At 31.5% G+C, this 24,684-nt stretch carries 27 protein-coding genes; 4 read left to right on the top strand and 23 right to left on the bottom strand.

From position 1 onward, the window contains the following. Positions 1-345 precede the first annotated feature (345 nt). The 3 genes from CLMAG_RS21580 to CLMAG_RS21570 all read right to left on the bottom strand — a co-directional run bounded on the left by CLMAG_RS21580 (position 346) and on the right by CLMAG_RS21570 (position 2,863). Entirely contained in the window at positions 346-582 is a 237-nt protein-coding gene (locus tag CLMAG_RS21580; RefSeq protein ID WP_066627362.1) for a Veg family protein, read from the bottom strand. Between the two features lie 250 nt (positions 583-832). Further along, the gene (gene yabG, locus CLMAG_RS21575) at positions 833-1,696 is read right to left on the bottom strand and encodes a sporulation peptidase YabG (RefSeq protein WP_066627361.1); all 864 of its coding nucleotides are present in this window, start codon (positions 1,694-1,696) and stop codon (positions 833-835) included. Positions 1,697-1,861: 165 nt separating this feature from the next. Continuing rightward, entirely contained in the window at positions 1,862-2,863 is a 1,002-nt protein-coding gene (locus CLMAG_RS21570) for a CotS family spore coat protein (protein WP_066627359.1), read from the bottom strand. A gap of 114 nt (positions 2,864-2,977) precedes the next feature. Between CLMAG_RS21570 and CLMAG_RS21565 the strand changes: the two genes are divergently transcribed. Together CLMAG_RS21565 and CLMAG_RS21560 are read left to right on the top strand one after the other, a co-directional pair. Next, positions 2,978-4,102, top strand: coding sequence for a glycosyltransferase family 4 protein (locus CLMAG_RS21565; RefSeq protein ID WP_066627356.1), 1,125 nt, complete (start codon positions 2,978-2,980; stop codon positions 4,100-4,102). 151 nt (positions 4,103-4,253) lie between these two features. Next, positions 4,254-4,745: a YajQ family cyclic di-GMP-binding protein gene (locus CLMAG_RS21560; protein ID WP_066627354.1), complete on the top strand. Its 492-nt coding sequence runs from the start codon at positions 4,254-4,256 to the stop codon at positions 4,743-4,745. Positions 4,746-4,801: 56 nt separating this feature from the next. On the opposite strand, the gene CLMAG_RS21555 is transcribed toward CLMAG_RS21560, so the two are convergent. From CLMAG_RS21555 to CLMAG_RS21540, 4 genes are all read right to left on the bottom strand, one after another. After that, positions 4,802-5,821, bottom strand: a complete 1,020-nt coding sequence (locus tag CLMAG_RS21555) for a CotS family spore coat protein (RefSeq protein WP_066627352.1) — start codon at positions 5,819-5,821, stop codon at positions 4,802-4,804. A gap of 12 nt (positions 5,822-5,833) precedes the next feature. Continuing rightward, entirely contained in the window at positions 5,834-6,595 is a 762-nt protein-coding gene (locus tag CLMAG_RS21550; RefSeq protein ID WP_066627350.1) for a spore coat protein, read from the bottom strand. Between the two features lie 22 nt (positions 6,596-6,617). Then, the gene (locus CLMAG_RS21545; protein ID WP_066627348.1) at positions 6,618-6,803 is read right to left on the bottom strand and encodes a hypothetical protein; all 186 of its coding nucleotides are present in this window, start codon (positions 6,801-6,803) and stop codon (positions 6,618-6,620) included. A 144-nt stretch (positions 6,804-6,947) separates the two neighbouring features. After that, positions 6,948-7,952 carry a CotS family spore coat protein gene (locus tag CLMAG_RS21540; RefSeq protein WP_066627346.1) on the bottom strand — a complete coding sequence of 335 codons (1,005 nt, stop codon included), beginning with the start codon at positions 7,950-7,952 and terminating at the stop codon, positions 6,948-6,950. Between the two features lie 162 nt (positions 7,953-8,114). On the opposite strand from CLMAG_RS21540, the gene CLMAG_RS21535 reads away from it, so the two are divergent. Beyond that, positions 8,115-9,233: a glycosyltransferase family 4 protein gene (locus CLMAG_RS21535; RefSeq protein WP_066627344.1), complete on the top strand. Its 1,119-nt coding sequence runs from the start codon at positions 8,115-8,117 to the stop codon at positions 9,231-9,233. Between the two features lie 199 nt (positions 9,234-9,432). Here CLMAG_RS21535 and CLMAG_RS21530 read toward each other — a convergent pair whose 3' ends face one another. From CLMAG_RS21530 to putP, 10 genes are all read right to left on the bottom strand, one after another. Beyond that, positions 9,433-10,710 (bottom strand): ABC transporter substrate-binding protein, encoded by a 1,278-nt coding sequence (locus CLMAG_RS21530; protein ID WP_066627343.1) that lies wholly within the window; start codon positions 10,708-10,710, stop codon positions 9,433-9,435. A gap of 23 nt (positions 10,711-10,733) precedes the next feature. Continuing rightward, positions 10,734-11,486 (bottom strand): nickel pincer cofactor biosynthesis protein LarB, encoded by a 753-nt coding sequence (larB, locus tag CLMAG_RS21525; RefSeq protein WP_066627340.1) that lies wholly within the window; start codon positions 11,484-11,486, stop codon positions 10,734-10,736. 33 nt (positions 11,487-11,519) lie between these two features. Beyond that, positions 11,520-12,320 carry an ATP-dependent sacrificial sulfur transferase LarE gene (gene larE / locus CLMAG_RS21520; RefSeq protein WP_066627337.1) on the bottom strand — a complete coding sequence of 267 codons (801 nt, stop codon included), beginning with the start codon at positions 12,318-12,320 and terminating at the stop codon, positions 11,520-11,522. Positions 12,321-12,361: 41 nt separating this feature from the next. Further along, positions 12,362-13,615, bottom strand: coding sequence for a nickel pincer cofactor biosynthesis protein LarC (gene larC / locus CLMAG_RS21515; RefSeq protein ID WP_066627334.1), 1,254 nt, complete (start codon positions 13,613-13,615; stop codon positions 12,362-12,364). Between the two features lie 198 nt (positions 13,616-13,813). After that, positions 13,814-14,881, bottom strand: coding sequence for a mannose-1-phosphate guanylyltransferase (locus CLMAG_RS21510; protein WP_066627332.1), 1,068 nt, complete (start codon positions 14,879-14,881; stop codon positions 13,814-13,816). A 138-nt stretch (positions 14,882-15,019) separates the two neighbouring features. Further along, positions 15,020-15,271 (bottom strand): GIY-YIG nuclease family protein, encoded by a 252-nt coding sequence (locus CLMAG_RS21505; protein ID WP_066627330.1) that lies wholly within the window; start codon positions 15,269-15,271, stop codon positions 15,020-15,022. A gap of 24 nt (positions 15,272-15,295) precedes the next feature. Beyond that, the gene (locus CLMAG_RS21500; RefSeq protein ID WP_066627329.1) at positions 15,296-15,907 is read right to left on the bottom strand and encodes a DNA-3-methyladenine glycosylase; all 612 of its coding nucleotides are present in this window, start codon (positions 15,905-15,907) and stop codon (positions 15,296-15,298) included. Positions 15,908-16,083: 176 nt separating this feature from the next. After that, the gene (locus tag CLMAG_RS32635) at positions 16,084-16,221 is read right to left on the bottom strand and encodes a hypothetical protein (RefSeq protein WP_161487018.1); all 138 of its coding nucleotides are present in this window, start codon (positions 16,219-16,221) and stop codon (positions 16,084-16,086) included. 153 nt (positions 16,222-16,374) lie between these two features. Further along, positions 16,375-16,509 carry a hypothetical protein gene (locus CLMAG_RS34465; RefSeq protein WP_278331310.1) on the bottom strand — a complete coding sequence of 45 codons (135 nt, stop codon included), beginning with the start codon at positions 16,507-16,509 and terminating at the stop codon, positions 16,375-16,377. Positions 16,510-16,740: 231 nt separating this feature from the next. Continuing rightward, positions 16,741-18,210: a sodium/proline symporter PutP gene (putP, locus tag CLMAG_RS21495; protein WP_066627326.1), complete on the bottom strand. Its 1,470-nt coding sequence runs from the start codon at positions 18,208-18,210 to the stop codon at positions 16,741-16,743. A gap of 451 nt (positions 18,211-18,661) precedes the next feature. Here putP and CLMAG_RS21490 point away from each other — a divergent pair, with 451 nt between their 5' ends. Beyond that, a complete protein-coding gene (locus tag CLMAG_RS21490) occupies positions 18,662-19,936 on the top strand; it encodes an IS110 family RNA-guided transposase (RefSeq protein ID WP_066616512.1) in 1,275 nt (424 codons plus the stop codon). 357 nt (positions 19,937-20,293) lie between these two features. Here CLMAG_RS21490 and CLMAG_RS21485 read toward each other — a convergent pair whose 3' ends face one another. From CLMAG_RS21485 to CLMAG_RS21455, 6 genes are all read right to left on the bottom strand, one after another. Beyond that, positions 20,294-21,175, bottom strand: a complete 882-nt coding sequence (locus tag CLMAG_RS21485; RefSeq protein ID WP_066627323.1) for a sulfite exporter TauE/SafE family protein — start codon at positions 21,173-21,175, stop codon at positions 20,294-20,296. A gap of 117 nt (positions 21,176-21,292) precedes the next feature. Continuing rightward, positions 21,293-22,300: a proline racemase gene (locus CLMAG_RS21480; protein WP_066627320.1), complete on the bottom strand. Its 1,008-nt coding sequence runs from the start codon at positions 22,298-22,300 to the stop codon at positions 21,293-21,295. Then, positions 22,300-22,773: a glycine/sarcosine/betaine reductase component B subunit gene (locus tag CLMAG_RS21475; RefSeq protein ID WP_066627317.1), complete on the bottom strand. Its 474-nt coding sequence runs from the start codon at positions 22,771-22,773 to the stop codon at positions 22,300-22,302. Before CLMAG_RS21475 ends, CLMAG_RS21480 begins: the two co-directional genes overlap by 1 nt. Before the next feature lie 11 nt (positions 22,774-22,784). After that, positions 22,785-23,546 carry a proline reductase cluster protein PrdD gene (gene prdD / locus CLMAG_RS21470; RefSeq protein WP_066627314.1) on the bottom strand — a complete coding sequence of 254 codons (762 nt, stop codon included), beginning with the start codon at positions 23,544-23,546 and terminating at the stop codon, positions 22,785-22,787. A 152-nt stretch (positions 23,547-23,698) separates the two neighbouring features. Continuing rightward, the gene (gene prdB, locus CLMAG_RS31075) at positions 23,699-24,424 is read right to left on the bottom strand and encodes a D-proline reductase (dithiol) protein PrdB (protein ID WP_082832038.1); all 726 of its coding nucleotides are present in this window, start codon (positions 24,422-24,424) and stop codon (positions 23,699-23,701) included. Further along, the gene (locus CLMAG_RS21455) at positions 24,424-24,684 is read right to left on the bottom strand and encodes a CBO2463/CBO2479 domain-containing protein (protein ID WP_066627309.1); all 261 of its coding nucleotides are present in this window, start codon (positions 24,682-24,684) and stop codon (positions 24,424-24,426) included. Before CLMAG_RS21455 ends, prdB begins: the two co-directional genes overlap by 1 nt.

The following is a 24,684-nucleotide window of genomic DNA, read 5'->3' as shown; positions in this document are numbered from 1 at the left end:
CTCCCATAAAAACCTACTATTTATTTATATAGTCGCTGACAAAAAAATATGATAACTTTTCGTATTTTTTCAAAATAAATAATGTAAATAGACAAATATCTATATTTCAACGTTCATCATTTTTTCAACATTTTTCCTGCAAATTCAACAAGTGCAGCATGTATTCATATTGACATTTGCAGAATTTTGACGTAATATTAGAAATGGTTGTTGACCATATAACCTCTCATAAATTCTCAATACCCTTTTATACCATAGTTGAAAGATGGAAACCCACCATCTTTCTTTTTATGTAACAACTCTTTTGTTAAATCTAAAAAATCGGTACTAAATTTTAGCACCGATTTATACAGCAAAAACTAATTGAACTGTCTTAGTTAAAACATCTGAATAGCTATAAGTCACTTTCCTTTGGGTGTCACTTTCTAATCTAATCACAAATATGCTAGGGTAAGCCTTTTCTATAACTCCACTGTTTACTGATACTTTTCTCCTACCACTATTTGCTCTTAATGTTACTTTATCGCCCACATGATCCTCAATATTTTTTCTTATTGAAGCCAATACATTTCCCTTTTCCACATCAAACACCCTCTTTCCACATTTCATATTATATATCTTAATATATATAATGTCAAATAAACTTTATATTTTACCAGTTAACACTTTGTTTTGTCAATATTAATTTTTTGTAAACAAAACATTTTTTTCAGTTTTCACTACCTTATATATTCTACCCTGAAGATTAATAGCATATTCAAAATATCAAAAAAATATTATAATTTATTAGATAGTTACCTCTATGGTATTCGTACTTAATCTAAATTTCACCTCATACATAAGGTGATTTTGGGAAACCTTCCCTATATTGTCCTCTTGTCTGTAGTCCTCCTATTCCCTTGGTACCAGTTATACTGTTTTCAAGGGCCTCCTGTATTGATACTATTTTCCCTATGTTTGAATATGCTATCTTCTCACATAAAAATACTGGATCTAAGCAGTGTATTAATATTCTATTTGGCGAGCTTGCAAAATTGGCTCCTGCATCTAATATTGCTTCATAGCAGGATTGACATGCTCCTGCAAATATTACTAAGTCATCATAGTTAGACTTATAATTTCTGAGTGCTGCTACAGTTTCTACATAATATCTTGAATTTTTATAATTGTCCAAATTAGTAAAATCCCTTGTGCCTTTTGTTATAGAGTCATGCCCTGTAATTACAACTATATCTGGTTTTACTTGTTTTACTAATTCAAGCACCTCTCTTGGATGATTCCTTTCTTGAATAAATTTCCCAAATACATCTAACGCTAATTGCTTATACACTTTCAAACATACATCTAAGTACTCTGGGTCTCCATCTATATGCAATATCTTTCCTGGCCTCCCAAATGTAAGTTCATTTTTTTTTGCTGGTAATTTTTCTAGTCTGTATCCTCTGCGAAATTCTCCTCTATTTATTAAGATATTTCTTATTGAATTGTTTACCTGTCTATTAAATAATTTTTCATTTTCTGTTAATGTATCTTGTGAAACAGTTTCTAAATCTTCTTCTAAAGAATCAGCAACAATTCTTAAATTTATTCCTTTTAGCACGTATATACACCCATCATCAGTATTTCTAATATCTATAATCTTAAAGGTAATATCTTTTCCATAAGACTTTCTTACAACTATATCACCTATTTTCATACCCTACATCTCCACATTCAATCTGGTAATATACATAATATGTTTATTTCTTTATTTTGTGCATTTTATTTATCATTCTTAATTATTTAAATTAAAAATAGACATATAGTACTAATAAATTAAATCAGTACTCATATGCCTATTCTTATCTTAGATAATATTATTTTACTTTTGATTATATATCTTTTTAAAACTTTCAATAAATTTAATATACTTCTCTTGTTCAGAAATCAATTCCTCCAATTTATTGTTAAAGGTGTTTGAAGGCCAGTTAATTTCATTATAATAATACCTATTTGCAAGTCTCCAAAAACGTTGAGGAAACAATAGAAAAGCGAATACGGTTCTATATTCCTCTTCCTTTAGCGAACTAACCTCATTATAGGAATTAATAATAGTCTCAGCATATTCTATATTCCAGTCAACTCTCTTTAATACCTTGATCATAAAAGCTGAAATATCATAAGTTCTTATTTCTCTCTTACAGTAATCAAAATCTATTACGTTAACGCAGTCTTCTGTATCAATTATTATATTATGATATGTGAAATCATGATGGCAGAAACCTTTTTCTTCTTCAGTAATTCTACACAAATCCACGTACTGAGAATCAGCCAATACCTCCATAGCTACTTTTCCTATATCCTTATAAAATTGCATTGTCTTCATGTAATTTAGATCAAAATTTGTTTTATTACCCTTTTTCCTAATCATATCTCTCATCTTATCAAAGGATCTAACCCTTTTCTCCATTAGATTTGGCCATCTTCCTAAATCTGTTTTTAACTTGCTATTTTCAGGTGGTTCATACCCCTTAGAAGCAATATGCAAATAAGCTAACCCTTTAGCTGCCTTAATTAAGTCATCCTTGCTTCTAAAATCACACTCTCTCCCCTCAATCCATTCTGAAAGGGTATAAATATCTTCATTTACAAGAGCATAAGGGCTTCCATCAACATTAAGACAATATCTATCTACCTTTGAAAATCCACTTTTTATCAAATGCTCTTTGGCTCCATAAACAAATAAGAGCTTTTGTGTACCATAATTTATTTTCTTTAAACATTTCGTTCCTTGATCTGTTTTTAAAAGATATACTCCTTTATTTGGTTTTATGTTTTCAATCTTTATGCCGAATTGTCTTTCTATTTCAAATTCTCTCATCATGTTAATCACCCCTATATAATTTATATGAATACATCATTAAATTTAGAAGATTATTAACACTTTTAGATTAACTTTAATATAATAATATATAACAAATTCGAAAGGAATAATCTTATGAAAATAGGAATCGACGGACGTGCAGCAAAATGGTATAGGGGAACAGGCATAGGTACTTACACTTATCAATTAATTAATTGTTTAAATAGAATCGACAATATAAATAAATACCTACTTTTTATGCCTGAAAATTCTAAGTATGATATGTCTTTAAAAGAAAATTTTCATTTAAATAGTATTACTGAAGGTAGTGAGGCTAATTTTTGGGATGAGGTAAATATCCCTAATATATTAAAAGATAAAAACATAGAACTTTATCATGTTCCTCAAAATGGAGTTGGTCTTCCTACCGATAAAAAGTGTCGTTTTGTTATAACGCTCCATGATGTAATTCCATATAAGATGCCAGAAACAGTAAGCGATAGATATCTGAAAATTTTCTCTGATCATATTCCTAAAATCATATCACATTGTGATGGAATTATTACTGTTTCTAATTATTCAAAAAAAGATATAATTGAAACCTTTAATTTTCCTGAAGATAAGGTATATGTTACTCATCTTGCAGGTGAAGATATATATAAGCCTTTGGATAAAAGAATAAGCAGGTATATCGCTAAGAAATATTATTCCATAGACAGTGACTTTATATTATATGTCGGTGGTTTTAGTCCTAGAAAAAATATTGTTGGACTTATAGAAAGCTTTAGCAAACTATTATCTGTTTATAAAAAAGATATCAAACTTGTAGTTGCCGGACAAAAGGGTAAATCATATGATATATATAAAAAACGAGCTGAAGAACTTCACATTTCAGACAAGGTATTATTTCCTGGCTTTGTTTCAATAGAACATCTTCCTTTTATTTACAATGCTTCTAACTTATTTGTTTATCCTTCTTTTTATGAAGGTTTTGGACTTCCACCAATTGAAGCTATGGCCTGTGGCGTACCTGTTATAGCTTCAAATGTTACTTCTGTACCAGAAGTTGTTGGTGACGGTGGGCTTCTTATAAACCCAAGAGATATAGACAATTTATGTGATTCCATGTTGAGAGTCTTATCAGATGAGGATCTTAGAAAAAATTTAATTTCATTAGGTCTTTCTAAAGCATCCAACTTAAGTTGGGATAAAACTGCAAGTGAAACAATCTCTGCATACAGTAAAATAATTAAAAGTTGATATATACCAATTATAGATTAGCTTTTAATAAGTTAATTTATAATTGGTGACAATTGGATATTATTCATATAGATTTGTTCCCATGTATTTACTACTTTATATTATTTAATGTATAATATCAGTTAGGAATTTATGAAAGGTGGTATTTAATATGGCGAAAGATAGCTCTTTTGATATTGTATCAGAAGTTGAAATGCAGGAGATGGATAACTCAGTTAACCAGGCGATGAAGGAAATAAGCCAACGTTATGACTTTAAAGGAAGTAAAGCTCAAATTCAACTTGAAAAGGATTCTCTTAAACTTACTGCTGAAGACGACTACAAAATTAATGCCATGCTAGAAATTTTAAAAGGAAAAATGATTAAGAGAGGTTTGTCCCCAAAATGTCTTGACTCAGGCAAAATAGAGGGTGCCTCCGGCGGAACTTTAAAACAAACTATTGAAATTCAAAAAGGTTTAAGCAAAGAAAAAGCTAAGGAAGTTACATCCCATATAAAAGAACTAAAGCTTAAAGTTCAAGCACAAATTATGGATGATAAAGTCCGAATATCTGGTTCAAAAATTGACGATCTGCAAAAGGTTATCCAATCACTTAAAGCAAAGGACTTTGGTATAGATTTGCAATTCACAAACTTAAGGTAATTCTACTTACATAAAACACTGCCACAATTTAATTACGGCAGTGTTTTTGTTACTACTTAGATTATTTTCGTCCTAAAATTACTTAAAAATTCCTCTCTGTCTTCCTTATAACCAGATTTTCTTCTTAATCTATCTAGGAAAATTGCTTCATCCCACTCTTTTCTCTTCGTATAATAATCCTTTGATATTGAATAAAAATCTTCTGGAAAAATTAACATTGCATATAGCACTTCTAGTTCTCTTTTATTCAAAGTATTCTTATCACAATAGCTTTCTAGTATAATATTAGCCTTTTCTATATCAAAAGCAAAGTTCTTTTCTACTTTATTTATGAAGTTGCACAAATCATGTACTTTTAGATCTATAATAGCATAATCAAAGTCTATGAAGTAAGCTTCTTCATTATTTATCAATATGTTGTGATGCGCTAAATCATGGTGACAAATTGTAATTTTATCTTCTTCACTGCAAAGCTTATAGTAATACGACTTCTCAAGCATATCTGTGCTTTTTTTAATTTCTTGAATGTAATAGTCTACATTTTTTAAAAATATTTCATCAAACTCTGTTTTATTAGTATGAATACTAGCTATATTCTTAAAAAAATCCATTTCCTGGACTCTTCGTTTAAAAGTATCTATTAGTTTGCCATTATTATATTTCATATATATATTAGTCTTAAATCCCTCAGAAGCACAATGAAGTTCACCAATACCTTTTGATGCAGCATTCAAATCAATGGGATTACTGAAATTACATTCCTTACCTTGTACCACATCCATAATACAATACATGTTTCCATCCCAAATTGTATATATTTCTCCAGTCTTGGCTTTAACGAAATCAACCACCCTAGCAAACTTGTTCCTAATATAACTTAAAATATTATATATAAACTTTAGTTCTTCCTTAGTATATTCCACCTTCTTTAATATTTTCTCCCCTTTATTGGTAGAGGCCATAAAAACACCTCTAAGAGGTACTACATCATATACAATTAAATCAAATCTATCGAATAATTCAACACAAAGGTCATATTGAGTTAAATGTCTTCTCTCGCTATACCTTGGTAACATCTTTACACCTCCTTAAATTAAGCTTTCACCATCTAAATTCATTGCTTTTTCTAATTTTGAAACATATTCATCCTCAGTCCACTCTTTACTTTTTTCCCTATACCTATTACAACATCTAATAAATTCATAGGGATAAGATATTACTGCTCTTATAAAGCCTATACTGTTATCATCTAAAGACTCAACTTGGCAAAACTCTCTTATCAAACTATCAAAATCTACACTCATACCCTTTTTCTTTATTTTACTTAGTAGGTATATAATATCCATTTCAAACATGTTGTAACAACAACCATCTATGCTCTTAATTTCTATACTTTCATTTTTTCTCAAGTTATTGAAATAGGTGTTGCCAAGGCACATTTCTACTTTTTTCATACTTCTCATTATTAAACTTATATAATTATTGTTGTATATACTCTCAATACAATGTTTTGCTCTTATTAAATATAAATCTCCTTTTTCTAGTAAAACTTTTTCAAATTTATTATGAATGTCTTTTTCGTTCAATTTTTCTAAATCTCTATTTAACTTTTTTATATATACTTTGTATTGTTCAACAGTTTTACCGATATTATTATCTAGTCTTTTATTCATTCTTCCAGTGTACCCCAATGTATTTCTATGAAACTCACTAATAATATAAATTTGCTCTTTTATCATAGAAGGTGTTATACTTTCATACTTTATTTCTTCATCAAAGCTATCTACTTTTTTAATCCCTTTGCTCTCCAAATACTTTATAAAATATGCAGTAAGATTATCGCAATACACATCTAAACCTCCCTATTAATCGTTACTTATGTCCGTTCTTCATCTCCTTTAATATCTTTTTCTTCTTTTTCTCAAGCTTTCTAATATCCTCTTCTCTCTTTTTTACTTTTTTCAATTCTTTTACCGACCTTTTTAGAACTTCTAACTTATCCTCATATAGTTTCAAATCTAGCTTTTCTTCTTCCTGCTTATTTTTTTTATGGCCCATACTGCCACCCCTTTCTCATATTTTTTGATAACTGACTTCCACCAATTATCCATACATACAATATATGTCACAAACTGTACTAAGTTCCTGGATTCGTTAACTAAGAATCAGATGCGGTAATCCAACTTTGCTTCAAGTCTTACTTCATATTTTTATTGATCTAAATTCATAAACAAAATCTTGTTTTTCCTTTCTATCTTTTCCTATCTTTTTTAGTTTTTTTACAAAAAATTCTTCACTCCAAGGCTGTTCCTCCCAATAATACTGTATTCCAACCTGCCAATAATCTTGAGGAAATTCCATAAATGCAGCCATTATAGGTATTTCTTCTTTTTTTAACTCATTTATTACACTATAGGCCTGAATAATAAATAGTGCATTACTGATACTCCACTTTCCATTTTTCATTCTTCTAATAAGCAAGCTAGCTAAATCATGTAAGTGAGTATCTAACATACAATAATCAAAGTCTATAATATTTACTTCTCCATCTGAATCTATTAAGACATTATGATTAGCGTAGTCATGATGACAAAAGCCCCTATTTATTATTTCTTTATTCATAACATCTAAATATGGACTTTTAATTAAGTTTTGTATTGACGTTTCAGCTCTAACTAATTCCTGTTTCATCATACTTAAATAAGTATTGTCAAACTCAGTTCTATTTTTCTTTATATATATTCTTTTTTTAAAGTCTAATATTTCATCTTTTCTTGTGTTAAATGTTTCAATCCATTTAAGCCATCCTACCCTTGGTTGCATTGTTTCATTTACTTTAAACCCCCTACTTTTCTTATGAAGTTCTGCTAATTTTGATGAGGCTATTAATATATCTACAGGATTGTCATAACTACATTCTCTACAGGTAAGCCATTTAGTTAGATATGCATAAGTTCCCCCTATATTTATATACCCCATACCTTCTTGAGTTTTTATCATTTCTGGTATATTTTTGAATCCATTATTTTGAAGATGCTCTATAGCTGATATAATAAATAAAAACTGTTTAATATTATATCTAATCGTCTTTAAGCAAAATTGATTATCTAAAGTATAAATTTTATATACATTCTTTATCTTTTCTATAAAGTTAACCTTAAGTCCATAAGCATCCTGAACTGCTTTTCGCACTTCGAGTATATCCAAGGTTACTCCTCCAATAAATTACTATATATGTAGTATATGAATTAATTTATATGTATGTGCTAAATGACACATTTTTAGCGTAATATTAATAATATATAGTAGAGTTCACCTTTCTCTTAGGATTTGGGTTGTGGTTATGTTAATGTGGAGGTAGATAATTATATGAAGATTGCTATTGATGCACGAGGAGTTAACTGGTATAAAGGTACTGGTATAGGAACCTATACAGATAAAATCCTAAAATATATGATTGAAACTCATAAAGAAAATTTTTACCAAATTTATTGGTCTGGAGAAGATTATAAAAGATTTGAAAATGATAATACAAAAATAGTAATAGCTTCCAAAAAACATCATAGATTTTTTGAGCAGCATTACTTTCCAAAGAACTTAGAAAAAGAAAAAGTAGATATATATCATATACCTCAAAACGGTATAGGAATTTGTGATAATATTACCTGCAAAAAAGTTGTGACTGTCCACGATTTAATACCATATATCTTACCTGAGACTGTAGGCCGAGGTTATCTCTCTAAATTTCTAAAAGAAATGCCTAGAATAGTGGAACTTTGTGATGGTATCATAACAGTATCTGAATGTTCTAAAAGAGATATTTTAAAATTTTTTTCTATTGATGAAGATAAGGTTTTTGTTACACCTCTAGCTGCTGATAGTAAATACAAGCCATTAAATAAAGATGAATGTCAAGAAACTTTAAGAAAGGATTATGATATAGACAAACCTTTCATACTATATATAGGTGGATTTAGTCCAAGAAAAAATGTATCTTCTCTAATGGTGGCATTTTCGAAGATATTTAAAAACTTAGATCAGGAACATGATCTAGTAATAGTTGGAGCTAATAAAGATGATGGTAATGTTTTGAAACAACTAGGCTCTGATTTGAATATAGTATCTAATATAAAGTTTACTGGTTTTGTACCAGAAGATCTATTACCAATATTCTATAACGCTTGTAAAGTCTTTGCATACCCTTCATTATATGAGGGTTTTGGACTTCCTCCTTTAGAAGCTATGAGTTGTGGAACTCCTGTAATTGCTTCTAATATTTCCTCAATACCAGAAGTAGTAGGTGATGGCGGTATCCTCATAGATCCTTTTAATATGAAAAACCTTATGTATTCACTTGAAGCATTATTAAATGATAAAGGAATAAGAGATGAGTTGACTTCTAAAGCTTTAAGAAGAGCTTCTGATTTTTCTTGGGAGAAAACTTCAGAAAAAACAATTGAAGCCTACAAGAAAATACTAAATGAATAATAAAAAAGGCCTCCTGACTATTTTCCGATCCAGTCAGGAGGTTTTACATTTTTTATAAAAAAATCCCTATGATTAATCCCCTATTTACGATTATACACTAAAACAGGTCAATTGTAAACGTTTCAGGGGTTTTTTTTATTATATGCTATTTTATACGCAGATATCCTTAAATTGATATACCTCTAGCATATAACAATTTCTACTTTTTCACAATTCTACTTTCACTTTCCTTTTGAAGCAACTCTAACAGTACTGGTATTTCCTTACTAGCTAAGTTATCTTTAGATAAATTATTTTCTACTACTTCTCCAATAGTTGAAAAATCCAGCGTATAATTTACTATAGGAGCTCCTTTTTCAACATCTCCAAACAAGTACCATATCCTACTATTAAAATAATCTATAGATTTGTTAAATTCAACAAGATTATATTGGTCTATGTTTACTGGAAATAGTCCGTATTTATTCATATTACCCATTTGCGTCTTATCATCTGTTATAGAAAATTTTATAAATTCTTTTGCTAGATTTGTATTTTCAGATGCTTTATTTATCATTAAGCTTGAGCCTCCTAAGGATATGTCTCTATTTCCTCCTGATTCAAAGGCTGGAAGTTTCATAACTGCCCATTTCCCCTTATATTCAGGTGAACTTTCCATTAAGCTACTTGCATAAGATGGATCTGCCACAAAAGAAACTATCTCATCTCTCTTTGCAGCTTCTATAACAGCCTCTTTTGAACTTAGTTCATAGAGTATGCCTTCCGTATATAAAGATTTTGCTACTTGTAAGGTTAAATTCCACTCTTTAGAGTTAAAATTCAATTTTCCATCTTTATTTAAGTATGATGTACCTAGTTCATTTGCTAAAAGCAAGTAAATATTACTATTAATATCATTACTATTGGCCATAAACCTTTTTCCCGTATCATTACTTACTTTTTTACCAACGTATATATAATCACTCCACGTTTTGATGTCATCTGGATTAATCCCTTCCTTTAAAAGTATATCACTTCTATATAAAATAACTTTAGGGGAAGTATTCCACGGGAATCCATATATTTTGCTATTAAAAGTTAAATTGTCGATTTTGCTTTTAGCTAGTTTATCTTTATAGGCACCTACATCCTCTGTTACATCTAAAAAACTATTTGGTAACTTATTTATTAAGTATTGAATATGCTCGTTATCACAATTTACAACATCTATGGGATTTTCCTTAGCATTCAAGTCATCCTTAAGCTTATCATATAAGATATTTTCAACTCTTAAGTCTATCTCTGCCTTTGGATGCAGTTTCTTAAAGTTATCTGCCGCTAATTTCAACTGCCCTTCATGTTTTTTGTCTGTTAGAACTACAATTTTGCCCTTTAAGTTGTCTTTGTTTTCTACCTTTTTCTCACTGTTGCAAGCAACTACCGATACTAATATAGCTATACAAATAAACAATGATAAAATTCTCACGTTTTTTCTCATAGAACCTCTCCTATCATAGGATTCTAAACTTGAAGTTTATTTATCATACTAGCAGTGTATCCTGCTCCAAATCCATTATCTATATTTACCACACTTACTCCACTTGCACAACTATTAAGCATAGTAAGTAATGCAGATACTCCTCCAAAACTTGCACCATATCCTACACTAGTAGGTACTCCGATTACTGGTTTATCTACTAATCCTCCAATAACGCTTGCCAATGCTCCTTCCATGCCCGCTACCACAATAACTACCTTTGCATCCCTTATCAAGTTTAATTTATCAAATAATCTATGTATTCCAGCTACTCCTACATCATATATTCTTTCCACCTTATTACCGAAAATTTCAGCTGTTTGGGCTGCTTCTTCTGCTACCGGTATATCAGAGGTTCCTGCTGTAACTATAGCTATATATGATTTTGAAACTTCCATCTCTTTGTTTTTTATAGTTATAACTTTTGCAATCTTGTTATACTCTGCTTTGGGACATATATCTTTTACCGCATTATAGGCCTCTTCTGAAGCTCTTGTACCAAGTATATTGTTTCCTTTTGTAATCATAAATTGGACTATTCCACTTATTTGCTCAGGAGTTTTTCCTGCACAGTATATGACTTCCGGATAACCAACTCTTAGTTCTCTGTGGTTGTCAATCTTTGCATAACCTAAATCTTTAAAAGGAAGATCTTGTAGTTGCTTAATTCCATCATCTATACTTATAGAACCACTTTTTATACATTCTAATAAATTCCTTGCTTCATCTAAATTCATAATTTCACCCTTTTCTTAAGTAAACCTCTAGATCTAATTATTTTTGTTAAGACTCCCCATCTTGTAGCCTTGTAAATCTAAAGTCACATATTTAAACCCTAATTCTTTAAATTTTTCACATATTTTATCCATTAATTTTTCATCGCAAATTCTTTTTCTATCCTGTCTTTGAACCTCAATTCTAGCTAAATCACCATGACTTCTTACTCTAACGCCTTTAAATCCAAGTTTCATTAAATGTATTTCTGAGTTTTCAATTTTTCTTAATTCTTCAAATTTTATTTCCTGATTATATGGAATTCTTGAAAGTAAACAAGCATAAGCTGGCTTATCCCAAGTACTTAATCCTAATTCCTTTGAAAATCTTCTAATATCATCCTTCGTTATGTTATTTTCTAAAAGAGGACTGACTACTTTTAATTCTTTAAGTGCCCTCATTCCAGGTCTATAATCTTTAGTATCATCTAAGTTAGTTCCATCTATTACACATTGGAAACCTTTTTCTTTTTGTAATTCTATAATCTTGCTAAAAACAAAGTTCTTACATAAATAGCACCTATCATCTGGATTATATTTTATATCATCTAAAATAACTGGTACTTCTATCAACTGGTGTTTTACATTAAGTTCTTTTACTATTTCCTTAGCCTCTTCTATCTCCCACTTAGGAATATATGGAGAAACTATAGTAACCGCTAGCACCTTATCTTCAAGCGCTTCTTTAGCAGCCCTCATTAAAAAAGTACTATCTACGCCACCGGAAAAAGCTATAACTACACTGCCTAAGTCTTTTAAGCTTTTTATTAAACTCTCATATTTTTTATCATTAATCATTTGCATAACCCCCATGTAATTTAAGTTTTTACTTCATACGACTAAATTAGGGATACCACTTCTTTATAAACTTCATTTATATTGATATTGTTATCTAATGCAATTCTTTTGCACTCTTCATATTCGGGTTTAGATTTTATTATCTTGCCATTATAATAAGCATTTTTCACAGTTATTTCACCATATTTAGTTTTAACTTTAGAAAACTCCCTTTTCAGCATATTCCTTTGAGCTTTATATTTTCTAAATCCTAATGTGGTAGTCTGCATCAAAACTATTTCCCTAATTATCTTCTCGTTATCAGATGTGTATAATACATTTAACTTAACACCTGGTCTTTCTTTCTTCATTATTATAGGTGTCATGTAAACATCTAATGCTCCATTTGCAAAAAGTTGCTCCATAATATACTCATACATCTCTGGGTTCATGTCATCTATATTGCATTCCATAACTTCAACTTCATCCTGAAGAAAGTCTGTATCTTTACACTCACCCTTAGATCCATCCATTAAGTTCTCTTCTCCAATGAATACCCTCAAAATATTTGGAACATCTTTATTATCTTTTGTACCTATTCCATATCCAATTCTTTTTATACTAAAATTCTTGCTATCAGTAAATTCATCAACTGCATAGGCTAAAATAGCTGCACCAGTTGGTGTTGTTGCTTCAAAAGGTATACTCGCCTTTATAGGTGTATCTTTTAATATTTCTGCTGTAGCTGGTGCAGGAATTGGTAATAACCCATGAGCACACTTAACAAATCCTAATCCTACTTCTATGGTAGAAGACCTCATTTTGTCCACCTTTAAATAATCAAGACAAATAGCAGCACCCACAATATCAACTATAGAATCAACTGCACCTACTTCATGAAAATGAACTTCTTCTATGCTTTTATTATGAACTTTTGCTTCTGCTTCAGCAACCTTTTTAAATATTTTTAAGCTTATGCTTTTTATATTTTCATTTAAACTGCTAGATTGTATTATATTTTCTATATCCTTTAAATTTCTATGTTCATGATGATGGTCATTATGTTTATGGCTGTGAAGATCTTCTCCATGGTTATGATCTTCATCATGACTATGATCATTTTCTAAAATCACATCAACCTTAGTACCGCTAATGCCATTTTTCACATCTCTTTTTATACTTAATTTATATCCAGAAATATTTAATTTTAAAAGTTCACTTATTAAATATTCCTTATCCACCCCTATATCTACTAAAGCTCCTAAATTCATATCTCCACTTATACCTGAAAAACAATCATAATAAAGTACTTTCATAAAATTTATCTCCTATAATTTATTATTATATTATTAATTTCTGCGATTTCACCCTATATTTACATTAATCTCCTCTACATTTTATCATATATTATCATATTATTTAAATTAAAGATTTATAAATTTTTGCAGATACCTAAAAATGGAAAAATCAGATGTGATCATAAACAAACCCCATCTGATTGAAACTTTATATAACTATAAATATTTATCCATATTTCCTCTATTCTTTAGCAGATCTACAAGATACTTTATTTCTTGATCCTTATTTTTGTCTAAAACTAGTATTACATCTCCTGATTCTACTATTATTAAATCTTTAACTCCAAAAGCAATGATAAGTTTATTTTCTCCAAATATAGTACATCTTTCACTAGACTCTAAAAACACATTACCTGTTACATTATTCCCTGCAGAATCCTTTAAAAATCTTCCTAATGCCGTAAAGGTACCTATATCATCCCATAAAAATTCACATTTTACTACATAAGCTTTTCTAGTTTTTTGCATAATACCAAAATCTACAGATATTCCATCTATTAGTTCGTATTCATTTTTTATTGTCTGTTCTTCTTGATTAGTATCTAGATTTTGATATATAGTCATCATATTCTTATACATCTTAGGAAGATACTTCTGCATTTCCCTTAAGTATGCATCTGCTCTCCATACAAACATACCACTGTTCCAAAGATAGGTTCCCTTTAATAATAAGTCCTTTGCTACTTCTATATTAGGCTTTTCTAGAAATCGCTCAACTTTAAAACTAGCAATATCCCCATTTACCCTCTCTCCCATTTCTATATATCCATATCCAGTTTCTGGTCTTGTGGGTGATACGCCTATAGTTACAAGCCCTCGTCTTTTTTCTGCAATCTCTTTTGCTTGAGTTATTGTATCTATAAACAATTTTTGATTTTCTATATAATGATCTGATGGCAAAATTATCATAGTTGCACTAGGATCCTTTTTTAATAATTTAACTGCAGAAAGACCAATGCATGTGGCAGTTTCCTTATTAGCCGGTTCTGCAAATATATTTATTTTATCTATATCTGGTAATTCCTCATAAACTTTATCTATATATTCCTCATTAGTAACCACATAAATATTTTCTGTGTCTACTAAAGGCTTAATTCTATCTACTGTATTCCTTAGAAAGCTCTTATTGTTTACAATTTTTATAAATTGCTTTGGATTTTTAGATCTGGAAAGAGGATAAAGTCTTGTTCCTTTTCCACCTGCAAGAATTAGTGCATATAACAATAAGCCCCACTCCTAATATTGCTTTAATGTATAATATGTATTTAATTGACTAATTGTGAAAAATTAATGGAAATTTTTATACAAAATATAAAAAGCAGCTCAAAACCTTTAAACTCCATAGCCTTAGAGACCATGGAGTTATATATTAGTATTATTTTCCGTTAATTTTATTTTACTTTCTCTTGTAAGTTGTTTTATAGCATACTCTCTTTTTGTAGCCTCGCTTTTTGTAGAATACTCTTCAAAATACACTAACTCTACAGGCAATCTACATCTTGTATATTTAGCACCCTTCCCCCTATTGTGAACCTCTAACCTTTTTTTCAAATTATTGGTATACCCGGTATATAAAGTTCCATCACTACATTTTAAAATATATACGTAATTCATTTTACCCCATCCACTATCAATACTTCATTTTACTGATACACATTTATTGCCTTCAATATAGAATCTCCAGGGATAATCCTTTGCTTCCTCTGCATAATCGATGCCTACCCGCTTTGCAGATATTATATTAAATTCTTCATTGCCTCCCTCTTCTATATATAGCTTATTACCACATAAATCTTCTCCATTTTGTGTCTTATCAATTAGTAGAGCTCCACACAACTTGCCAGGTCCATTAGTTAAGTTTTTTATTTGGCTTTTGCTTAACTGATCATATGGCTTTTTAAATCTATTTTGAGCCATTGAGTTTACTCCGTCTATTGGTTCTACAGCTCTAATCAGAACTGCTTGAGGAGTTCCTTCCTCCCTAGTGACGGTATTAAAGCAATAATACATGCCATATATAATAAAAACATATGAAAATCCTGGCTTTCCATACATAACCTCTACTCTAGGTGTTCTCCTGCCGCCATATGAGTGAGCAGCCTTGTCCGTAACTCCCATATAAGCTTCTGTTTCAACAATTCTTGCCGATAACTTTTGTCCACTAATTTCATGAACTATGATCTTTCCTAAAAGCTCTTTTGCAACAAGTACAGTATCTCTATTATAGAATTCTCTATCTAACTTTTTCATAGTAAGCATCACCTTAATTAATATTTGAGCACCTTTAAAAAATAGTTAATGAAAGATGCCACGGATATTTTCTTTCAGAGATCTTAAAACAAAATCCACAGGCAGCAACTGTGGATTTTGTTTTATATACCTAATAATTATAAGCCTATTCAGAACTTAAAGTAAACATTATTATGCTAATCTTGTGTCTTTACAATCTGCTTTCCTTCTCTTATTACTTTCCCACCGTCTAATCCATTAAATTTACTTCCAGGTTTATTATTTCTCTTTCTCATGTCATGTTGTAAATCTGTTCCTTCAACTTTATTCGTCATAGCTAACCCTTCCTTTTCTTTTTTTCATCTTTCTCCTGAGAATTACTACTCTGAGTTCTTTTTGCACCTACATTTACTTCTTGGCTATTTATTTCTGATTTTTTACCTTTACTCATAATTACACTCCTTTAAACAATTAACCTTTTTACCTTCTTATTGAATTGGCTGTCCATTAAAATTTTCATACTCTGGAGGATTTTTTCTATTTTTTCTATTACCTGATGGTCTATTTACATCATTTCTCTTATTTTCTCTATTGCTTGCCTTATGGTGTACTCTATCAGTCATTTTTTCTCTCCCCTTTCTGACATTAGTTTTTCCACTAAAGGGGCTTTTATTCTTTGCATATAAAGGGTCTTAATCTTAGTTTTCAATAATTTATCCATAACTTTCAAATTAATTATCTTAACAGGTTAAATAACCTATAACTAAAGTAATACATATTTAATGTAAAAAATAAAAAGTGCTGCCCCACATAGAAATTACTCTATTGTGAGACAGCCCTTAGTCACACCTTTACTAGTCAGTTAAGTGCTCTTCCATAGTTTTAAATTCTTTAACTATTGCTTCATCAGGTTTTTTTGTTAAAAGACTTACAACTATAATAGATATAAGTGATAAAGTAAAACCTGGAATCATTTCATATAAATAAGAAGATAATCCTGATACAATCCATATAATAACTGTTAAACCACCTACAACCATACCGGACAGTGCACCCCACTTTGTCATTCGTTTCCAGTAAAGACTTATTAGAATCAGTGGTCCAAATGCAGAACCAAATCCAGCCCATGCCTGCCCTACTATGTTAAGTATTGTTTTGTTTGGTACATATGCAAATATTATCCCGAAAGCAGCAATTATAAGTACAGATATTCTTCCTATAAACATTTGAGTCTTTTCTGATGCTTCCTTGTTAAAAAATGTGAGATAAAAATCCTTTGTTATAGAACTTGAACAAACTAAAAGCTGAGAAGAAATAGTACTCATAATTGCAGAAAGTACAGCTGAAAGTACTATTCCAGTGATAAAAGGATGAAATAGTACATCTCCTAAACGAAGAAAAACCATCTCAGGATCTTTTAGCGGTTGGTTATTAGATGTAAAAAATACAAGTCCTATAAGGCCGCTTGCCATGGCGCCTAAAAGTCCTATAGCCATCCAACCTATACCTATCCTTCTTGCCGAAATCAGTTCTTTTGCACATTTAATAGCCATAAAGCGAACTATAATATGAGGTTGGCCAAAATAACCAAGTCCCCAAGCTAAGAATCCAATAATTGTAGATAAAGTCGTTCCTCTAAGTATGTCAAATAGTGCAGGATCAATATGTTTTACTTTAGATACAAAGGTACCTGGATCTACACCTATGTTCATATATGCTACAGTAGGTACCATAACTAATACAACGAACATAAGACAACCTTGAAAAAAATCTGTGAGAGTTACAGCTAAAAATCCCCCAAAATAGGTGTAGAGTACAACTATGGTTACTGTAACCACTACTCCAGAAGTATATGTAAGTCCTAGCAAGTCCTTAAATAGCTTTCCTCCAGCTACAATACCAGAAGAAACATACAAAATAAAGAAAACAAGTATTATTACACCAGATACAAGTCTCAACATCTTAGAATCATCTTTAAATCTGTTTTCAAGATAATCTGGAACAGTTAGAGAATCACTGGCAACTTCTGTATAAATTCTAAATCTTGGAGCTAAAAGACGATAATTAAAATAAGCCCCTATGGTTAAACCAATACCAAGCCACATACTAGAAATACCTGTACTATATACAGCTCCAGGAAGACCCATAAGCATCCATCCACTCATATCACTAGCACCAGCAGATAGGGCAGTAACCATAGGGCCTAAACCTCTGCTTCCAATCATATAATCTGAAATGTCATTCGTTTTTCTGTAAGAGTGATACCCAATTAGAAGTAAAATTAGTAAGTACAGAGCGACCGCTGAAAATGAGTAATAATTCATATCCAATTCTCCTCGTATAATAAGTTTATAGCAGTTATTTACTGCCTATAAACTTATTTATTTTTTATATTTTGTATAGATTAAGAAAGCATCTCAATTTTTCTAGTGGGGATTCTCCCAATTCAGTATTGCTGATTCTTATACTTTCCGATCTATACTGTTTTAACCTACTATTTATTAAAGGATTTTCTAATGCTAAAATAGTCATAACGGAACTTTAGCGAAGGTTACTGCTGTATTCCTCCTGCAAAACACATTGTGTTATTGCCTGTAAAGCTTGCAGCCTGACCAAAGTATCATATTCTGCTTACACAAATGTTGCATCTCCTTTCGCAGCCACCAGCAAGGTTTTGCGTCTGGATGAATGCTAATTACGCGAGGTTGCAGTTAGTACTTTGGATTAGGATAATCCTTTCTAATTTCCTCATTATTTTTGAAAGGTGGTGATTTCATGAAGAAATTAGATTACTTATCAACTCTATTTGTTGGTATCGATATTGGTGCGAGACAAAATGTTGTCTCTGCTATTAATTTTGAACAGGAATTCTTGATTAAGATGAAACCTGTTCCTAATACGCAATTTGGTGCAGAGCAACTTGAATCCATGCTTGTTAAGGTTTTAGAAAACAATACTTTTAAAGCTGTTATAATCGGCTTAGAATCTACTTCCTTTTATGGAGTACATATAGCCAATTTTTTATCTGCTAGTGAAAAACTTATGACTTACAAACCTTATGTTTACTGCTTGAATCCTAAGGAAGTTGCTAACTACAAAGAATCCTTTAATTCTCTTGATAAAAATGATGGCATTGACTCTTTTGTTATTGCTGACTTTGCAAGAGTTGGCAGAATTCATATTGAACCTTGGCGTGGTTCTCAATATCTTGCTCTGCAAAGACTTACAAGGCACAGACTTCATATTGTTGAATGCTTAACTAGAGAAAAAACTTACATGTTATCCAATGTATTTCTTAAGTTCAGCGAATTTGCATTATTACAGGGAGAAGATCATCCTTTTTCTAATAAATACGGTGCTACCGCATCTTCAATACTTACTGAATTTCTATCTTCCGAAGATATTGCAAATACATCAATTGAAGAACTTGTTGACTTCGTCAATAGAAAAAGTCGGAAAAGGATTTCTAATCCTCAGATGACTGCTGAAATTTTGCAGCAAGCTGCACGTAATTCATACCGTCTTGATAAATGTTTGTATGAGCCATTAACAACCTCTATTGCTTGTTCTTTCAACTGTATTCAGGCTTTTGATAAAGAACTTAAAGGTATTAACAAAGCCATTGAAAAAGCTGTTATGGGAATGAATCCTGTGGAATACAAAATATTAATGTCTATTCCTGGTTTTGGCCCTGTTTACTCCAGTGGCATTCTTGCTGAATTAGGAAGTGTGCATGCATTTCCTAGTAATGATGCTATTGCTAAATACGCTGGCATCGTGTGGAAAGAAAATCAATCTGGAGGTTTTAAAGCTGAAAATACACCTATGAACAAAGCTGGTAACCGTTATTTACGCTATTATCTCATAGAAGCTGCAGGAAGTGTTGTTTGCCATATTCCTGAATATCAAGAGTTCTATCAGAAGAAATTTGCTGAAGTAACTACACATCAGCACAAACGAGCACTCGCGCTAACATCTCGTAAACTTATTCGTATGATTTTTGGATTGCTGGCTAAAAATCAGCTCTACTCTTCAAATAGAGTAGATTAATCTATATAAATTATACGAACATACTTTCTCATTGGACTGTATGTTTATTAAGGTTACCCATTTTTAAAGAAATCATTTGATTTTCTTTTCATTTTGTTCTTGACATATTACCAAATTGCTTTGTTAAAATAAGACTTAATTGTTGTGGAATTTCATAAACTTTATAATATCATATTATAATAAATATAAAAAAGCTTTTTTCTATTTTCCTACCTGTAAAATTACCATCACTTGCTTAGCAAGTGCCTTACTTTGTTACACAAATAAAACCGTCATCACTTTCGTGATAACGGTTCACATTATTAGTTTTTCAATGGTCTCTTTTACAAGTGATGTTTTTAAATTTTTGTTAATATTTTAACTTTGCTGTGCAACCTTTTTTCCTTTAGCAGCTGATTTAAACATCATAACGGACGTGTAAATTATAACTACTATTACTAACCATTTCAAAATATTAAGTGGTAATTCTTTAACTATATATGCTGCTATAAAAACACCTATAGTACCAAATATGGTTATTGCCATAGAAGCTTTTCTATCATATGCGCCTTCTTTAACAAATTTAGCTGCTGCAGCTGGCATCAAGAATGCACATGATCCCATCATTATCGGGAATGCTATTTTAGGGCTAAGTCCAAGTGCAAATACAAGTGCCATACATGGAGCATAAAGTCCTATTCCTAGTGTCATGAGTGCACCTAAGATAAAGTTCGCAACTACTGCTATTATAAGCTTGGCACCTGTAAGTCCAATTGCTTCCCCACCTTGTGGCATTAATTTTAATTGTTGTGCTAACATTATAAGTGCAACTACAACTAATGCTGTTCCCATTGCAACTTGTATCTTCTTCTCATCAAGTTTTGCAACAACTCCAGCTCCTACTATAGCCCCTATTGTTGCTGCTGCAAGCATGGCGAATAATGTTACTGGCTCAACCTTGATAACTGTTATAAAAATAAGTGCTTCAATTGCTACTGGTATTGTACATGAAGCATTAAGTGTTCCTGGTATTGTTCTATCCTCTGAAAGTTTAAAATTTTTTAATAGTGCAGTTGTTGGTGCAAAGCTTCCTATACCTAGCGTATCAAAAAAGTTTGTAACAAAGCCTACCAAACCTAGTGATAAAAAACTAGTTTTTTCTAGTCTACCTTCTTTAGCTGCTTTTACATAATCCACGAAGAATAGAAACGCGAAGTAAGCCACTAAAAGCAAGAGTAATGCGAATACTATTTTTACCATTACATAGCCTCCCTTATTTTTTTACAATTTTATGCACAGTACTGTTTTTTTGTTAATAATATGCTGTATTAGCTTTCTATAGTTTACTGACCTTTTATAGTGAATTGTTAATTCACACTATTTTAATACAAAACCATACTTAACAGGATCTTCAGGATCTATAAAGAACTGGTTGTGACCTGTTATATATGCAGCTCCTGTTATTTGTGGTATTATAGCATCAAATTCTCCAACCTTAGTTTCTCCAATTACTTTTCCTTTAAATTTTGTTTGTAGTATACTTTCATATATGAAATCTTCATTCATTTTTAATTGGCCTTTTGCATAAAGTGTAGCAAGCTTTGCACTTGTTCCAGTTCCACATGGTGATCTATCCAACTGACCTTGACCAAATACTACTGCATTTTGCATTGTTGCGTCTTCACTCTTAGCTGGTCCATAAATTTCGCATAAATCAACAGTCTTTATATGAGGAAGTGTCGGATGTTGGATTTCTATTTGTTCATTTACAGCCTTTAATACATCCATTCCTACTTTTATCAGTTTTTGTGCATTTTCTGACGATATCTCTACTCCTAATTTTTCTGCTTTAACTATTGCAAAGAAACTTCCACCAAAAGATATATCTATTGCTACTACACCAATACCTGGAACATCTACTTCAACATCTCGCTTATATAAAAATGATGGTACGTTAATTATTGAAACTTCTTTCGCTTTCCCATTCTGAACCTTTACTTCAGCCTTAACTAATCCTGCTGGAGCTTCTAAAGTAATACTTGTTATCGGTTCTACTACTTGTACCATTCCTGTCTCTACTGCCGCTGTTGCTGCTCCTATAGACCCATGGCCACACATATTTAAATATCCGCCACCATCCATAAATATTATTCCTAAGTCCGCATCTTCTTTAGTTGGTTGAGTTATTATTGACCCAAACATGTCATTATGACCTCTTGGCTCAAGCATTATTGCTGTTCTTACATAATCAAGGTTTTCTTCAAGATATGCCTTTTTCTCAGGCATTGTTTTTCCTGGAATATTCGGCACTCCTCCTACTACTATTCTTGTTGGTTCTCCCATTGTATGTGAATCCACTGCAAATATTGTTTTTACAACCTTCATTACTTTGCCTCCTTATTTCTCATTTTTAATTTTAGAAAAGCTAGAGCCTTTTTTGCATCAAGTTCTACTACATTGTTCTCTCCTACAACTTCTGTCTCAATTCCTTCTTTAGATTTATTAAAATCTACTATGGTATCCATGTATTCATTAGTAACTACAAATTGTGCCTGCGTACCTACAAAGCTCATCCCAACAACAGGAATTCCTCTTTTTCCAATTTCCTCAATAGCAGTGGCAAAATCAATATTACTATTTCCCCAACCATCAATTGAAACTATTGCTCCATCTGCTCTCATTGCTTCTACCCATGCAGCTACTCTTTGAGCAACAAAAACCTTATCCTGATTTTCTTGTGGGGTTCCTGCGACTATAACTCCTAAGAGATCTACATCTCCATCATTAGATACTACATTTAAAAGAGGATCCCTAAAATGATGCAGTGTTGTTTCTTTTGTAGAAGGTCCAATTCCCACACTAATCACCTCTAATTCATAGCCCTTAATGCACCATCTCTATATTCATTAGGACTTAATATCATAGGGACATTTCCTATATCAATAATGGATCTACATCCAAGAAACCCTCCAGGCTCATGAGCAAGTAGTCCCGTATCATACATAGCTCCTTGTCCTGCAACTTGTTTTACTATAACTACTTTTTTCTTTCCTTCTTTAATTTTATCTAAGAACTCATGTTTTTCATTACACAGTCTTCCATTAATCTTCTTTAAATAATTTCTTATCTGCTGAATTATTTTGTCACAAGCATCGTGTGCTGCCATTGGACCAGGTCTGCTTGTCCCTTTACCTGATAATAATTTAACATCAACATGGACTATTGTATCATTTATTGAAGGAGTCCCAGCTCTATTAAATATAACCTGTTCCTTTAGTATCCCTTCTGACGATCCAAACTCTGCTACCTGAACTCCATCTTCGTCGGCTCCAGTGAGCATAACGTTTACTCCAGTAAGAACATGAGTTATCCCTTCTCCCATTTTCCCTAAAACCTTAGTTGCTATAGGAGAAAAATCCATTATAGAATTTACAAATATGTCATGCTTGTTAGGCGAAATAATGCTTATTTTAATGTCTTTTATAAGCTTCTTATCTATCTCTATAGTATTTTCCACATCTTTTTCTATATATAGTACCCCATTTTCTATATAAGTCTTATCAGCAAACTCTACTTTCTCTATATGAAATACTTTTATAACAAGCCTTCTTATTATGGCCTCACTTTCCATATCAGAACACCACACTTACCATTTTTTATCCTATAGCCAACTGCCACCAATATCATTTTTCTATTAATAGGGAAATAAGTCACTGTTAACTATTGGATTCTTGCTTTATATAATAGCTACAAGTATTACTAAAAACTTGTAGCTATTATGAATTAAACTTTTGCTATATATTCATATGGTAATGGAACTATTGTTCCTGCAGTAGTAATTTTTATAAGTTCATCTAAACTGTCTTTTACTATTGCTGTTTGCATTTCAACATCATGTGGTGCACCTGCATTAGCACCCATTGGAACTCTTGGAGCAACTGCTCTTGGAGTACCAGCTTGTTTAACTACTGGAGGTAACGCTGCTATAACTATAGTAGGTATACCTGCTTCTTCGATTGCTCTCTGCACCAAAACTGCAGAGCGGTGGCAAGTTCCTCATCCAGCAGTCATTAAAACTGCATCTACACCTTCATCTTTTAATATCTTAGCAATAGCTGGACCAGTTTCATTTTTGAACTTTTCTTGGTTTCCGCCGCCACCCATAAATCCTATATGAGTTTCTGCAACTTCTTTTATATATCCTGCTGCTGCAAGCTCCTTTAATCGGTCTATTGGAAACATACAGTTTATATCTTTGTTAACATCTCCATTATCATATCCCCCATGAGATACCATAAGTTCGCTTGATGGAGCGTCTCCGGGCACTGTTCTGAATGTAAAGTCTCCAGCTAAATTAAATCTTTTATCTGACTTCAAGTGCACTCCTGCCGCAGTAGCTAAAGCTACTTTCATATCCTTTATTTCTTTTGTTACAGGAGTCCATACTGGTGGTGGAGTTATAGGAACAAATATCTCTGATTGTAATCCCTTAACAACTGTTAAATCCATTATACTTTTCCTTCCTTTCTGTTTCTTATATCAATATTACTAACATATTTTTCATTGGCTTCTTCTGATAAAACCTCTACAAAGCTCATCTTAAAACCAACTTCCTGACCTACTTTTAAAGGATAGTCTGTTATAAGCATTCTCATAGGTACTTTTAGATATCCCAGTCTTCCTTTAAGATCTACAGCAACACATCCATCGTGAACTTCAACAATTATGCCCTGCATTTCAATAATCTTATCACCATATTTTAAATCCAT

It is taken from the genome of Clostridium magnum DSM 2767 (assembly GCF_001623875.1).
Lineage (GTDB): Bacteria > Bacillota > Clostridia > Clostridiales > Clostridiaceae > Clostridium_AM > Clostridium_AM magnum.
The sequence above is the reverse complement of the archived record's forward strand: the minus strand, read 5'-3'. Positions and strand labels throughout refer to the sequence as shown.

What these genes read in the sequence shown, in the direction of transcription:
- yabG (WP_066627361.1), bottom strand. Translation starts at nt 1,696, where the DNA reads ATGAAAATAGGTGATATAGTTGTAAGAAAGTCTTATGGAAAAGATATT.
- CLMAG_RS21570 (WP_066627359.1), bottom strand. Translation starts at nt 2,863, where the DNA reads ATGATGAGAGAATTTGAAATAGAAAGACAATTCGGCATAAAGATTGAA.
- CLMAG_RS21565 (WP_066627356.1), top strand. Translation starts at nt 2,978, where the DNA reads ATGAAAATAGGAATCGACGGACGTGCAGCAAAATGGTATAGGGGAACA.
- CLMAG_RS21560 (WP_066627354.1), top strand. Translation starts at nt 4,254, where the DNA reads ATGGCGAAAGATAGCTCTTTTGATATTGTATCAGAAGTTGAAATGCAG.
- CLMAG_RS21555 (WP_066627352.1), bottom strand. Translation starts at nt 5,821, where the DNA reads ATGTTACCAAGGTATAGCGAGAGAAGACATTTAACTCAATATGACCTT.
- CLMAG_RS21545 (WP_066627348.1), bottom strand. Translation starts at nt 6,803, where the DNA reads ATGGGCCATAAAAAAAATAAGCAGGAAGAAGAAAAGCTAGATTTGAAA.
- CLMAG_RS21535 (WP_066627344.1), top strand. Translation starts at nt 8,115, where the DNA reads ATGAAGATTGCTATTGATGCACGAGGAGTTAACTGGTATAAAGGTACT.
- CLMAG_RS21530 (WP_066627343.1), bottom strand. Translation starts at nt 10,710, where the DNA reads ATGAGAAAAAACGTGAGAATTTTATCATTGTTTATTTGTATAGCTATA.
- larB (WP_066627340.1), bottom strand. Translation starts at nt 11,486, where the DNA reads ATGAATTTAGATGAAGCAAGGAATTTATTAGAATGTATAAAAAGTGGT.
- larE (WP_066627337.1), bottom strand. Translation starts at nt 12,320, where the DNA reads ATGATTAATGATAAAAAATATGAGAGTTTAATAAAAAGCTTAAAAGAC.
- larC (WP_066627334.1), bottom strand. Translation starts at nt 13,615, where the DNA reads ATGAAAGTACTTTATTATGATTGTTTTTCAGGTATAAGTGGAGATATG.
- CLMAG_RS21505 (WP_066627330.1), bottom strand. Translation starts at nt 15,271, where the DNA reads ATGAATTACGTATATATTTTAAAATGTAGTGATGGAACTTTATATACC.
- CLMAG_RS21500 (WP_066627329.1), bottom strand. Translation starts at nt 15,907, where the DNA reads ATGAAAAAGTTAGATAGAGAATTCTATAATAGAGATACTGTACTTGTT.
- CLMAG_RS32635 (WP_161487018.1), bottom strand. Translation starts at nt 16,221, where the DNA reads ATGACGAATAAAGTTGAAGGAACAGATTTACAACATGACATGAGAAAG.
- CLMAG_RS34465 (WP_278331310.1), bottom strand. Translation starts at nt 16,509, where the DNA reads ATGACTGATAGAGTACACCATAAGGCAAGCAATAGAGAAAATAAGAGA.
- putP (WP_066627326.1), bottom strand. Translation starts at nt 18,210, where the DNA reads ATGAATTATTACTCATTTTCAGCGGTCGCTCTGTACTTACTAATTTTA.
- CLMAG_RS21490 (WP_066616512.1), top strand. Translation starts at nt 18,662, where the DNA reads ATGAAGAAATTAGATTACTTATCAACTCTATTTGTTGGTATCGATATT.
- CLMAG_RS21485 (WP_066627323.1), bottom strand. Translation starts at nt 21,175, where the DNA reads ATGGTAAAAATAGTATTCGCATTACTCTTGCTTTTAGTGGCTTACTTC.
- CLMAG_RS21480 (WP_066627320.1), bottom strand. Translation starts at nt 22,300, where the DNA reads ATGAAGGTTGTAAAAACAATATTTGCAGTGGATTCACATACAATGGGA.
- prdD (WP_066627314.1), bottom strand. Translation starts at nt 23,546, where the DNA reads ATGGAAAGTGAGGCCATAATAAGAAGGCTTGTTATAAAAGTATTTCAT.
- CLMAG_RS21455 (WP_066627309.1), bottom strand. Translation starts at nt 24,684, where the DNA reads ATGGATTTAAAATATGGTGATAAGATTATTGAAATGCAGGGCATAATT.